11 protein-coding genes are annotated in these 12,679 nt (G+C 73.6%); 8 read left to right on the top strand and 3 right to left on the bottom strand.

Annotation, left to right across the window (positions count from 1 at the left end):
- Positions 1-392 precede the first annotated feature (392 nt).
- On the bottom strand, positions 393-1,607 hold the full coding sequence (locus V8J39_RS02525) for a deoxyguanosinetriphosphate triphosphohydrolase (protein WP_336459293.1): 1,215 nt from the start codon (positions 1,605-1,607) through the stop codon (positions 393-395).
- A gap of 141 nt (positions 1,608-1,748) precedes the next feature.
- On the opposite strand from V8J39_RS02525, the gene V8J39_RS02530 reads away from it, so the two are divergent.
- The 3 genes from V8J39_RS02530 (at position 1,749) to V8J39_RS02540 (ending at position 4,051) form a co-directional block, all read left to right on the top strand.
- Positions 1,749-2,081 (top strand): HesB/IscA family protein, encoded by a 333-nt coding sequence (locus V8J39_RS02530; RefSeq protein WP_336459294.1) that lies wholly within the window; start codon positions 1,749-1,751, stop codon positions 2,079-2,081.
- A 340-nt stretch (positions 2,082-2,421) separates the two neighbouring features.
- Positions 2,422-3,288, top strand: a complete 867-nt coding sequence (locus V8J39_RS02535; protein WP_336459295.1) for an AraC family transcriptional regulator — start codon at positions 2,422-2,424, stop codon at positions 3,286-3,288.
- Between the two features lie 43 nt (positions 3,289-3,331).
- Complete coding sequence (locus V8J39_RS02540; protein ID WP_336459296.1) at positions 3,332-4,051, top strand: aspartate/glutamate racemase family protein; 720 nt, start codon at positions 3,332-3,334, stop codon at positions 4,049-4,051.
- Positions 4,052-4,053: 2 nt separating this feature from the next.
- On the opposite strand, the gene V8J39_RS02545 is transcribed toward V8J39_RS02540, so the two are convergent.
- Positions 4,054-4,698 (bottom strand): LysE family transporter, encoded by a 645-nt coding sequence (locus V8J39_RS02545; RefSeq protein WP_336459297.1) that lies wholly within the window; start codon positions 4,696-4,698, stop codon positions 4,054-4,056.
- Between the two features lie 92 nt (positions 4,699-4,790).
- On the opposite strand from V8J39_RS02545, the gene V8J39_RS02550 reads away from it, so the two are divergent.
- On the top strand, positions 4,791-5,702 hold the full coding sequence (locus V8J39_RS02550) for a LysR family transcriptional regulator (RefSeq protein WP_336459298.1): 912 nt from the start codon (positions 4,791-4,793) through the stop codon (positions 5,700-5,702).
- Positions 5,703-5,939: 237 nt separating this feature from the next.
- Entirely contained in the window at positions 5,940-6,722 is a 783-nt protein-coding gene (gene xth / locus V8J39_RS02555; protein WP_336459299.1) for an exodeoxyribonuclease III, read from the top strand.
- 458 nt (positions 6,723-7,180) lie between these two features.
- Here the strand turns inward: xth and V8J39_RS02560 are convergent, their stop codons facing one another.
- A complete protein-coding gene (locus tag V8J39_RS02560; protein WP_336459300.1) occupies positions 7,181-8,041 on the bottom strand; it encodes an urea carboxylase-associated family protein in 861 nt (286 codons plus the stop codon).
- Positions 8,042-9,117: 1,076 nt separating this feature from the next.
- Here V8J39_RS02560 and prfA point away from each other — a divergent pair.
- From prfA to V8J39_RS02575, 3 genes are all read left to right on the top strand, one after another.
- Entirely contained in the window at positions 9,118-10,182 is a 1,065-nt protein-coding gene (gene prfA / locus V8J39_RS02565) for a peptide chain release factor 1 (RefSeq protein ID WP_336459301.1), read from the top strand.
- Positions 10,179-11,027, top strand: a complete 849-nt coding sequence (gene prmC, locus V8J39_RS02570; protein ID WP_336459302.1) for a peptide chain release factor N(5)-glutamine methyltransferase — start codon at positions 10,179-10,181, stop codon at positions 11,025-11,027. Before prfA ends, prmC begins: the two co-directional genes overlap by 4 nt.
- 581 nt (positions 11,028-11,608) lie before the next feature.
- Positions 11,609-12,514 carry a DUF4167 domain-containing protein gene (locus V8J39_RS02575; protein ID WP_336459303.1) on the top strand — a complete coding sequence of 302 codons (906 nt, stop codon included), beginning with the start codon at positions 11,609-11,611 and terminating at the stop codon, positions 12,512-12,514.
- Positions 12,515-12,679: the final 165 nt, after the last annotated feature.

The raw sequence follows: 12,679 nt of genomic DNA on the forward strand, positions 1-12,679 counted from the left end.
GCCCGATCGCCTTCTGCGCCGGCAGCACGGGACCGATCCGCGGCGTGCCGCCAGAGGGTGCGCGGCCGTCCGGCGACGGCCGGGCGCTTTGACCGGCAGGCACGGCGCGCGCCGGGTGGTGGTCGGGACGGCAGGGCCGTGCCAGCCGCGCAAAAAGCTGCGGCAAAGGCGGGATCGGCCGGATCCGGGCAGGGACCGGGCCGTCGCTTTGTCAGGCGGCCACGCGCCCACGCGACCGCCGGGCGCGACACCGCGCACCCCGCGCGCGCGTTCGACCGGACCGGTCCCGGTGACGGACCCCGGTGAGGGAGGCCACGAAGACGAAGGCCCTCCGGCGGGGCCTCCGCGCCCCGCTCGCGCCAGCGGTCAGCCCGGGCGGTCAGGCGTGGCGCTCAGGTGCGGGGCGCCTCGCCGAACAGGCGTTCGTGTTCCTGGATCGCGAAGCGGTCGGTCATGCCCGCGACATAGTCCAGCACCACCCGCGCGGTCAGGGTCCGGTCGCCGGCCGCCTCGCGGATGTCGGCCTGCCAGTCCTCGGGCAACAGCCGCGGATCGTCGAGGAACAGCGGGAACAGGTCGTTGATCATCGCCGTCACCCGCTGGCGCTCGACCACCACCGTGGGCGCGCGGTACATCCGGGTGAAGAGGAAGCTCTTGATCGCCTTGAGGTTCTGGTACAGCGGCTTGGAGAAGCGGATGATCGTCCCCTCCATCGCCCGGATCTCGTCGACCGATTGCGGCCGGGCCGAGGCCAGCCGGTTCTGCGCCACCGCGATCACGTCCTCGACCATCACCCCGAAGACGCGCCGCAGCGCCTCGTGCCGCCGCCGCGCCGGGTCGAGCCCGGGCCAGAGCCGGTCGACCTCCTCGAAGCAGGGGCCGGTGACCGGCAGCTCCATCAGGTCCTCTTCCGTGAACAGCCCCGCGCGCAGGCCGTCATGCAGGTCGTGGTGGTTGTAGGCCACGTCGTCGGCCACCGCCGCCACCTGCGCCTCGGCCGAGGCGAAGGACGCAAGCTCGAGGTCCCAGGCCCGGTTCACGTCGGCCAGCGCATAGGGCAGCGGCTCGCCCTCCTTGACGCTGTGCGAGCCCGAGGCATGCGGCCCGGTGACCGGGCCGTTGTGCTTGGCCATGCCCTCGAGCGTCTCCCAGGTCAGGTTCAGCCCGTCGAAGCCGGCATAGTGCTTTTCCAGCCGGGTGACGATCCGCAGTGCCTGGGCGTTGTGATCGAAGCCGCCGTAGGGCTGCATCAGCACCGCCAGCGCATCCTCGCCGGTGTGGCCGAAGGGCGGGTGGCCCAGGTCGTGGGCCAGCGCCACCGCCTCGGCCAGGTCGGTGTTCAGCCCCAGGTGCCCGGCGATGGTGCGCGCGACCTGCGCGACCTCGATCGTGTGGGTCAGGCGGGTGCGGTAATAGTCGCCCTCGTGCTCGACGAAGACCTGGGTCTTGTGCTTCAGCCGCCGGAAGGCCGAGGAATGGATGATCCGGTCGCGGTCGCGCTGGAACGGCGAGCGGAAGGTCGACATCTGCTCGCCATGCAGGCGCCCGCGGCTCAGCTCGGGCTGGCAGGCATAGGGGGCGAGGAAGGGTGTGGCCTGGTTCGGCACGTGGCAGTCCGTCGGTTCGCCGGGCGCAGGACCCGGCCGCTTGTCCCAAGGCCCGGTGCACCGGTTCGCCCGGCGTCCTTGCGGGCCGCTCGGGGCGAGCCTATATGGGGTTTGTCACCGGAATGATACGGTTTTCGCCTCATGGACCTCGTACTCCCCCCCAAGGTCACGCCGCGCGCCTTCGCCCGGCTGGCCGAGATCAACGCCGCCACCGGCGAGGCCAAGTCGCTGCGCGTCGCCGTCGAGGGTGGCGGCTGCTCGGGCTTTCAATACGACATCCGCCTCGACGACCCGGTGTCGGACGACATCGTGCTCGAGGGCGAGGGCCAGCGGGTGCTGGTCGACCCGGTCTCGCTGCCGTTCCTGCAGAACGCGGTGATCGATTTCACCGAAGAGCTGATCGGCGCGCGCTTCGTGATCGAGAATCCGAACGCGACCTCGTCCTGCGGCTGCGGGACCAGCTTCTCGCTGTGATCCCAGCCTGACACGGGCGACCCGGCGCCGCTGCGGCGGCGTTCCGGGACGGTCGTATCTCGCGGGTGCGAGGGCGGGGTGCCGGTTGAGACACCGCATCAGCATCGGCGTGCAAGTGTCTGCATTGATTTGATTTTGGCTGGCGCGGCGATGGCCGTTCCGGGTGCGCTGTTCGTCTCCACCAGGTCGGGTTCTTTTCCCAGGTAGCCTCGTCGCGGAGTGAGCCGATGATCCCTGCTCCGGCACGGCGTTCCGTCGGTCTTCGGGGGCTGATATCGTGCGGGGCGGGCCCGTGGCACTGGCGCGGGGCACTCGGGTTGCGGGCGCGGAGGGGATCGGCATGGACGCTTCACGGATCTGGCGGTCGCGCGCGCTGGGCGGGTTCGATGCGCTGGAAAGCCGCGTGACGCGGTTCGAGTACAGCCCGCACCGCCATGCCGAGGTCGTGATCGCCGCCTATGGCGCCGGGTACAAGCAGGTGCGCTGCGGGCAGCAGGCCTTCGACGTTGCGGCCGGCGACCTCTTGGTGATCGGGCCGGAAACCCTGCACCGGGGCGCGACCGGCGCCGGGCCGGGCTGGCACTATCTGTCGGTCTACCTGTCCCCGGGCCAGATCGCCGCCGCCACCGGGCTCGCGCCCGGCCGGGTCGAGGCGGCCGTCGCCGGGCACAGGCTGCACCGGCGGGCCGGGGCGATGGCGCGGCTGCGCGCCGCGCTGGCCGAGCCGGAGGTCGCGGGGGCCGGGCCGGGACCCTCGCCCGCAACCCCGCCCGCCACTCCGCCCGCGCCCCCGCTGGCCCTGGCCGAGCTGCTGTCCGAGCTGCTTGCCGCCCCCGGGGGCGCCGCGCGCGGGCCCGGGCCGGCGCCCGGGCTGCGGCGGGTGCGCGAGCGGCTGGCCGACGATCTCTGCGCCACGCCGTCGCTGCACGACCTTGCCCGTCTGGCCGAGCTTTCGCCCGAACACCTGTCGCGCCGGTTTCGGCAGGCCTTCGGGCAGTCGCCGTTCCAGCACCTGACCGCGCTGCGCACCCGCCGCGCGCGCGAGCTGATCGCGGCCGGCGTGCCGCTTGCGCAGGCGGCGCAGGCCGCGGGCTTTGCCGATCAGAGCCACCTCAACCGCTGGTTCAAGCGCACCTATGCCGTCACCCCCGGCGCCTTCGCCGCCAGCCGCGTGGCGTCAAGCGCGTTCAAGACCGGCGCCGCCTGACCTGCCAGATCCGTGGAACCACCCTGACACAGAAGGTTCCGCAATGATCGACCGCCCGCTTCCCCTCAAGACCATCGGCCTGCTTGGCGGATCGTCGAACGTCGCCACGATGGAGTATTACCGCTTCCTGAACGAGGGCGTGAACGCGCGCCTCGGCGGGTGGGAGATCGCCGAGACGCTGATCGCGGGGATGAACTTCGGCAATATCGAGGCCATGGTGCGCGCCGACGACTGGCCGGGGCTGACCGCCTACATGCGCGGCAAGGTCGCGGCGCTGGTCGCCGGCGGCGCCGATCTGATCCTGTGCGTGTCGAACACGCTGCACCGGCCGCTGGAGCCGATCATGCGCGAGCTGCCGGTGCCGCTGCTGCACATCGCCACGCCCACGGGCGAGGCGATGCGGCGGGCCGGCATGCGGCGGGTCGCGCTGTTCGGCACCCGGCCGGTGATGGCCTCGGGCGACATGGCGGCGCGCTGGCGGGAGGGCTTCGGCATCGAGGCCATCAGCCCGACCGGCGCCGAGCAGGCCGAGATCGACCGCATCATCTTCGACGAGCTTGTGAAGGGCGAGATCCGCGCCGCCTCGCGCGGCCGCTATGTCGAGATCGCCGAGCGGATGCGGCGCGAGGAGGGGGTCGAGGGGCTGATCCTCGGCTGCACCGAGATCTTCCTGCTGATCGGGCAGGACGACATCCCCGACCTGCCGATGTTCGACACCGCGCGGCTGCATTGCGAGGCCGCGGTGGCGATGGCGCTTGGCTGACCTCAGCCGCCCGCGATCCCGGCCACCCCGAGCGCGAGGCCGAAGCCCACCAGCGCCAGCCCGAAGACCCGGTCGATCCAGTGCCGCATCCCGAGGATCCGGTGCCGGATCGGCGCGGCGCCCAGAAACAGCCCGACGGCGGCGAACCAGCCGACATGGGCAAGGGCGATGAACAGCCCGTAGGCCAGCCGCGTCGCCAGCGGCGTGTCGGTCCCCACGACCTGCAGGAACAGGCTGACGATGAAGATCGTGGTCTTGGGATTGAGCGCGTTGGTCAGGAAACCCGTCCGCAGTGCGCCCAGATCCGACGGCGCGCCGGCGGTCGTGGATGTCGCGGCGGCGGGCGTCGGATCGGCGGGTGGCGGGGCGGGGCGGCTGGCCAGCATCCCGACGCCCAGCCGCACGAGATAGGCCGCGCCCACCAGCTTCAGCAGGTCAAAAAGCGCCGGCGTCTCGCGGATCAGCAGGCCGACGCCCAGAAGCGTGTAGCCGACATGGACCAGCACGCCGAGGCCGATGCCGACGGCGGTCAAGAGCCCCGCGCGGCGCGACAGCGTCAGCGCGTTGCGCGACACCATGGCGAAGTCGGGCCCCGGGCTGATCACGGCAAGCAGGGTGATGGTGATGACGGCGATCCATTCGGTCATGGGCGTCTCCTTTCGACTGGCCGCTGGATAGCGCCGCCGGGCGGTGGCGAAAAACGATGACATCTGGCGCAATGCGTGAGAAAAGCTGACACATGAGGCATCTCGTCACATCGCTGCCCGCGTTGGCCTGTTTCCGCGTCGCGGCCGAGGTCGAAAGCTTTTCCAAGGCGGCAGAGCGGCTGAACCTGACCCATGGCGCGGTCAGCCGCGCGGTGCGCCTGCTGGAAGAGGATCTGGGGACCCCGCTGTTCGAGCGGCGCAACCGTGCGGTTTTCCTGACCGATGCCGGGCGGCGCCTCGCGCAGGTCACCGCGCGCGGGCTGGGCGAGATCGAGGCCGAGGTCCGCCGGATCCGGGACGACCGCGCCGCGGCGCCGGTCACGGTGTCGTGCGAGCCGACGCTGCTGATGCGGTGGCTGATCCCGCGGATGCCCGGGTTCCATGCCGCGCATCCGCGCGCCGATGTGCGGCTGGTCGCCGGGGGCGGGCCGGTGCCGCTGGGCGCCGGCATCGACCTTGCGATCCGGCGCGACGATTTCGACTGGCCCGAGAGCTATCACGCCCGGCCGCTGTTTGCCGAGCGCATCGGCCCGGTCTGCCGCCCCGACCGCGCGGCGGCCTTCTTCGCGGCCGGCCGGCTGACCGGCGCGGCGCCGCGGCTGCACACCCGCACGCGCCCCGGCGCCTGGGCGCGCTGGGAGGCGCTGGCGGGCGCGGGGCCGGCGGGCGCCCCGGCGCAGCAGTTCGAGCATTTCTATTTCAGCCTGCAGGCGGCGGTCGCCGGGCTGGGCGTGGCGATCGGCCCCTGGCAGCTCGTGCGCGACGATCTCGACGCGGGGCTTCTGGTCGCGCCGCAGGGCTTTCGCGAGGACGGCAGCACCTATTTGCTGCTGTCGGCCGGGGCGACCGGGTCGGGCGCGGTGGCGGCGGCCTTCGGCGACTGGCTCGTCGGGCTGGCGGCCGGCGAGGCGCCGGGGGCGGCCGGGCACCGCGATCGGGCCTGATCGCCGCGGCCTGCCGGCACGGCCGGGCCGGTGTTCTCCGGCAGGTCGACCAGAGCGGGCGCCGGCGCCCGTGTCGGCCCCCCCGGCTCCCCCCGGCGCCACCGGTCCGGCCCCGGTCCGGTCCTTGCCCGGCCGCGCCGGTCGCCCGGGGCGAGCGCGTCGCCGCGGCCGGGCAGGGCCAAGTTGCACTCGTGCCCCGGCTCGCCTACCAAGGGCCACCGCAACGGAGGCCCCCCGATGAAGATCGCCACCTTCAACATCAACGGCGTCAAGGCGCGGATCGAGGCGCTGGTCGCCTGGCTGGCCGAGGCCCGCCCCGACGTCGCGCTGCTGCAGGAGATCAAGTCGGTCGACGAGGGCTTTCCGCGCGAGGCGATCGAGGCGATGGGCTACCGGGTCGAGACCCATGGCCAGAAGGGCTTCAACGGCGTGGCGATCCTGTCGCGGCTGCCGATCGAGGACATCCGGCGCGGCCTGCCCGGCGACGAGACCGACGAGCAGTCGCGCTGGATCGAGGCGGTGGTGCTGGGCGATCTGCGGCCGCTGCGGATCGCGGGGCTGTACCTGCCGAACGGCAACCCGGCGCCGGGGCCGAAATACGACTACAAGCTGGCCTGGATGGCGCGGATGCAGGACCGCGTCGCCGAGGTGCTGGCGGGCGAGGAGGCGGCGGTTTTCGCCGGCGATTACAACGTCATCCCGACCCCCGCCGATGCGGCGCGCCCCGATGCCTGGGTTGCCGACGCGCTGTATCTGCCCCAGACCCGCGCCGCGTTCCGCCGGCTGGTGAACCTCGGGCTGACGGATGCCTTCCGCGCGCGCGAGCCGCGCCCGGGGCAGTATTCGTTCTGGGACTACCAGGCCGGCGCCTGGGAGAAGAACAACGGCATCCGCATCGACCACCTGCTGCTGACGCCGCAGGCCGCCGACCTGCTGGTCGATGCCGGCATCGACCGCGAGGTGCGCGGGCGGGAAAAACCCTCGGACCACGTGCCGGTCTGGATCGAGCTGACCGCCTGACCTTTTTTCTTCGGCGGCTGCCGCCCGCCCGAGGGCGGCGCGGTCGGGTTCCCGGGCGTGGCGGGAGTTCGCGCGCTGCGGCCCGGGCGCCGGGCCATCCGGCACGGCGGCGCGTCCGACCGGCCGCGCAAGGCGTGCCGGCGGGGCGCGCCCTGCGCCGGTGGCCCTGTCGGTCGGGGGCTCGGTCCGGTGCGGTCATGGCGCACCACCGCGCCGGTCACCGTGCCAGTCACCGTGCGAGTCTGACCCGGCCCCGCTTCGCCCGGGCAGGACCTGCCGGCCGGGCGCGCGGGGGCATCGCCGGGGCAGGTTCTCCTGCCGGTGCAGGACCGTAGGGCCGGCGGCGCCCTCCGTCTTCCCCGGCACCGCCCGTCACCGCCGCGGGCCCGGCCGACCGCGCGCGGCGTGGCGGTCGGTCGGCGGGTGAGAGGCTGGTGCGGCTTACGGGGTGGTGGCGCTCACAGCCCGTGGCTGCGGTCGTAGGCGGCGGGCGCGGGCGGCGACCAGCCGTCGGGCAGGCGGGCCGGGCGCAGGATCTCGACCCGGAGCGGGAAGCAGGCGGCGGCGTCCGAGGAGTGGCTGGCCGAGCAGTCGCCACCCGGGCAGGCCGAAAGTGCGCCCAGCAGCGGGATCTCGGCGAAGAACTCGAAATAGTCGCCGGGCCGGACCGGGCTCGCCTTCATGAAATACTGCCCGGTGTCGCGGGTGAAGCCGGTGCACATGAAGACGTTGAGCACGTCGTGCACCCGCCGCTCGGCCTCGTCCGCCGGCAGCGCGCGCGCCTGCGCGAGGGCGCGGGTCAGGTTCGAGTGGCAGCAGTGGTGGTACTGGCCGCCCTCGCTCAGCAGCGCGTGGGTGTAGGGATCGCAGCGGGTGCCGATCACGTCGTGGCAGCCACCGCCGAAGGTGTCGAAGCCGTACCAGTCCAGCGTGTCATGGGTGACGGTCGCCATCGGCCGCAGGTACGGCAGCTTCGACCACAGCCGGTCGCCGGGGCCGACATGGGTGCCGTGCAGCGCCCGGGTCTTGCCCGAGAAGAACGCCTCGTCGAGGTCGTCGGCATTCCACAGGTTCAGGTCGCCGACCTGCGGGCCCTCGACCGAGTGGATGCGGCAGAAGTGGCCCTGCGGCACGGTGAAGGCGGCGCCGTCGCGCGGCGGCACGATCACCTCGTCCACCGTCACCAGCCCGTCGCGCAGCGCGCGGTAGGCCGCAAGGTCGGGGCGCGGCAGCGTGTCGACCGGGTAGCAGATCACCGGCGCCACCGCGCGGCGCTGATCGGCATCGTCGGGGGCAGGGGCAAGGGGCGCGGGCTTCATCGGGCTCTCCGGCATCAGGGGCGGTGGCGCCATCCGTAGCGCGCCGCCACCGCCCGCGCCAGCGCCGTGCCGCAGTGCCGCCCCGCCGCCTTCACCCGCGCCTTCACCCGCGCCGTCACCCGCGCCGGAGCCCGCCCGTGCCGGAGCCCGCCCGTGCCGGAGCCCGCCCGTGCCGGAGCGCCCCGCACGCCCCGCACGGACAGGCAGACACGGCCCGGCGCTACCCGCCGCCAGCCGTCCGCGCAGCACCTGTCCGCCCGGCGCGGTGGCGCGGCAGCGGCCTCACGGGCGGCCCCCCCTGCCTGCCGGTGCCGCGCACCACCCGCCCGCGCGGCGGAGGTTCACGGCGCTGGCGCCAAAGGCGCCCGGCTGCCTGCCGCCGAGGGGCGGGCCGTTTCGCCGGTGACCGCGTGCCGCTCGCCTGCGCGGGGGAGGTGCACGGTGATGACCGGTGGGCGTCCCTACCTGTCGCACAGGGTATCATGGCTGTCCCGCCGGTGCCCGCCCGCCGCCCACCTGCGCGGGAAAGATGCAGGGTGACGGACCGGACCCTCCTGTCGGGCGCCGCGCGGGGCGTCCGGTCGCGGCCGCCGGGACCCGCGTGCCGTCGATCCGCGTAGCGGAGTGGCGCCGTGGCGGCCCATGCCGTGCGGCGGGTCCGGCGGGCGGCTGTCCGGGTGCTTGCGTGCCACCTGACCGCTCGGCGGTTTCCGGGTAACGAACCCGGGGCGGCCCGCCGTCTGCCGTGCCGGCCGTCTTGCCCGGCCTGCCGGTGGCTGCGTGCCATCCCGGCTTCGCCGCGTGTTCCACAGTCGCCGCAGTCATCTTCCGGCCGGACCTGCAACGCCGCCACCATCGCCGCCAGCGCCATCCGCCCGCGCGATCGGGGTGTGCCGCGGGCGCGCCAGCGACGGATCGTCCCGAAGCCCCGCGATCCGCACCACCGGGCGTGGAGGGGCCGGGCGCGTCGCCGGCATCGCGGGGGCGGGGCAAGGCAGGGCGGGCCAAGGCGGCGCGGGCCGGGCCCGCGTTCGTCGCGCTTCCCACGCGCGCCAAACCGCGCTAGATCGCGGACCATGCTGCCCGAAGAGACGCTCGACCAGATCACCCGCCGCTTCGCCTTCCTCGAGGCGCGGCTGAACGAGGGCGCGAGCCCCGCCGAGATCGCCGATCTCAGCCGCGAATACACCGACCTGCGCCCCGTCGTGACCGAGATCGCGGCCTGGCGCCAGGCGGTCGCGGACCTGTCCGAGGCCGAGGCGATGCTGTCGGACCCCGAGATGCGCGCGCTGGCCGAGGACGAGATCCCGCGGCTGAAGGCGCGCATCCCCGAGATGGAGGGCCGGCTGCGCATCGCGCTGCTGCCCAAGGACGCCGCCGACGCGCGCCCCGCCATCCTCGAGATCCGCCCCGGCACCGGCGGCGAGGAGGCGGCGCTGTTCGCGGGCGACCTGCTGCGGATGTACCAGCGCCACGCCGAGGCGCAGGGCTGGGACTTCCAGCTGCTGGACTACGCCCCGACCGAGCTTGGCGGCGTCAAGGAGGCGATGGCGCGGATCGCGGGCGAGGGGGTCTTCGCCCGGCTGAAATACGAATCCGGCGTGCACCGGGTGCAGCGCGTCCCCGAGACGGAATCGGGCGGGCGCATCCATACCTCGGCCGCGACCGTGGCAGTGCTGCCCGAGGCCGCCGAGGTCGACATCGACATTCCCGCCAGCGACATCCGCATCGACACGATGCGCGCGAGCGGGGCGGGCGGGCAGCACGTCAACACCACCGACTCGGCCGTGCGCATCACCCACCTGCCCACCGGCATCGTCGTGACCTCGTCCGAGAAGTCGCAGCACCAGAACCGCGCCAACGCGATGGCCGTGCTGCGCGCCCGTCTCTACGACGCCGAGCGCGCCCGCGCCGATGCCGAGCGCGCCGCCGACCGCCGCTCGCAGGTGGGCACGGGCGACCGCTCGGAACGGATCCGGACCTACAACTTCCCGCAGGGGCGCATGACCGACCACCGCATCAACCTCACGCTCTATTCGCTGGGCCAGATCCTGCAGGGCGACCTCGGCGCGATCATCGACGCGCTGGTCGCGCACGACCAGGCGCAGCGGCTCGCGGCGCTGGAGGGGGGCGCGGCGTGATCCCGGCCCGCACCGCCGCGCAGGCGATCCGCGCCGCGATCCCGGGCCTGTCGGCCGCCGGGATCGACGACCCGATGCGCGACGCGCGCCGGCTGATGGCCCATGCCTTGGGCGTGGCCGCCGACCGGCTGTCGCTGCACATGGCCGAGCCGCTGGCCCCCGTCGCCGCCGCCGCCTTCGCCGCCGCGATCGAGGAGCGGCTGCGGCGCCGCCCGGTGGCGCAGATCACCGGCGAGCGGCTGTTCTGGGGCCGCAGCTTCCGCGTCACCCGCGACACGCTCGATCCCCGCCCCGAGACCGAGGAGCTGGTGGCCGAGGCGCTGGCGCAGCCCTTCGGGCGGGTGCTCGACCTTGGCACCGGCACCGGCTGCATCCTGCTGACGCTGCTGGCCGAGCGGCCGGAGGCCTCGGGCGTCGGGCTCGACCTGTCGCCGGGCGCGCTCGCGGTCGCGGGCGAGAATGCCGGGCGGCTGGGCCTGCAGGCGCGCGCGCGGCTGCTGCAGTCGGACTGGTACGACGCCGCGGGCGGCACCGGGCCCTTCGACCTCATCGTCTCGAACCCGCCCTACATCGCGCAGGACGAGATGGCGGACCTCTCGCCCGAGGTCCGCGACTGGGAACCGGCGATGGCGCTGACGCCGGGCGGCGACGGGCTTGACGCCTATCGCGAGATCGCGCGCGGCGCCGCGGCGCATCTTGCCCCCGGCGGCCGGCTGATCGTCGAGATCGGGCCCACGCAGGGGCGGGCGGTCTCGGGCCTGTTTCGGCGCGCGGGTCTTGACGTGACCCGGATCAGGCCCGATCTGGATGGCAGGGACCGCGTCGTCGCGGCCCGCCTGACCTGAACCCGCACCGCCCGGGGCCGACACTCAGGGCCAGCACTGGGGCAACACCCGGGGCCAGCACTGGGCCAGCACTGGGCCAGCAATGGGGCCGGTTGCCCGAGCTTCGGACCGGCCGACGGCCGGACGGGCGCCACGGCCGCAGCGGGCAGGGCAGGTCTCACCACCTTCGGACCCCGCCGCAGTGCCCGGCCCAAACTCCTCGCGACCGCGGGTGACGCCACGGCAACGGGCAGGGTCGGGACAGCTTAGGGCAAGATGTCGCATCACCGGCGTTTTATCGGGAAAACCCTGCACACCGGGCAGAATCTTCTTGCCCTGCCCCCCGTGCCCATGCATAGACCGTCGATGTGACGGGATGGAGAGGACCTCCCGCGCGCTTCGCCCGAAAGCAACCAGACCTCGCCAGCGACAGGATTGCGCCGCTCGGGGAAGCTTTATGGTGAAGGCCGGACGCCGCATCAACGGACCGCAGACGGGATCCCCCGCAGCCGGGGACCGGGGTTCGGACGAACCATTGGCCGGCAGTGCCACACCGAAGGCGCCAAGATGACGCCCTGCAGGGCCGCAACAAGCGAAAGCACATGAGATCATCCAAGTCCCGTTCGCGTTCGAAGTCGAACCGCCAGCGTTCCCTAGGCAACATCGTCAACCGGGTTTTCGACAGCTCGGGTCCCGAGGGCAAGGTGCGCGGAACGCCGCAGCAGATCATCGACAAGTACCTCATGCTGGCGCGTGACGCGCAGCTGTCGAACGATCGCGTCGCCGAGCAGAACTTCCTGCAGCATGCCGAGCACTACACCCGCATGCTGGGCGAGGCGCAGCGCGAGCTTGCGCGCGAGCAGGAGACCCGGCAGCAGCACGGTGGCCAGCAGCACGGTGGCCAGCAGGCCGGCGCGCCGCACGGGCAGCAGAACGGCAACCATCAGAACGGCAATCAGCAGCAGGACCGTGGGGGCGATCGCCAGAACGATCGGCAGCACGATCGGCAGCATGACCGCCAGAACGATCGGCAGAACGACCAGGGCGGGGACCGCCAGCAGGATCGGCAGCACGAGCGCCAGCACGACCGCCAGTCCGATCGGCGCGGCGAGCGTGGGAACCGCGACCGCCGCGAGGGCGGGCGCGAGTCCGGCGGTGGCCTGCAGCCGGCGATCGAGCTTGGCGGCGAGGAGAGCGGCCTGGTCGAAACGCCCGAGGCCCGCGCCGCTGCCGCCCCGGCGGCCGCGCCCGAAGGCCCGGCGCTGAGCGCCGCCCCGGCCCCGCAGGCCGAAGCGGTTCAGCCCGAGGCTCGCCAGCCCGCCGCCGCCCCCGCTGCCGACGACGAGGCGGCCGATGGCAAGCCGCGCCGCAGCCGCGCACCGAAGCCGCGCGCGCCGAAGGCGCCGGCGGCCGAGGGCGGCGAGGCCGAGGCCGCCGCCAAGCCGCGCCGCCCGCGCAAGGCCAAGGCCGAGACCGCCCCCGAGAACGTCGGCGGCAGCGACGACTGACCGGCGCGGGCCGGATACGGACAAGGGGAGCGGCCGCAGCGCCGCCAGCCTCTCGGGTAAATTGTGGAAGCCCCCGGAGCCAGCGAGGCACCGGGGGCTTTTGCGTTAGGCCCTCTGACCGCCGAGAACCCGATGTCATCCCTCGTCATCAATCGATGGCGCACG

The sequence above is a fragment of the Frigidibacter sp. MR17.24 genome, assembly GCF_037095655.1.
Lineage (GTDB): Bacteria > Pseudomonadota > Alphaproteobacteria > Rhodobacterales > Rhodobacteraceae > Frigidibacter.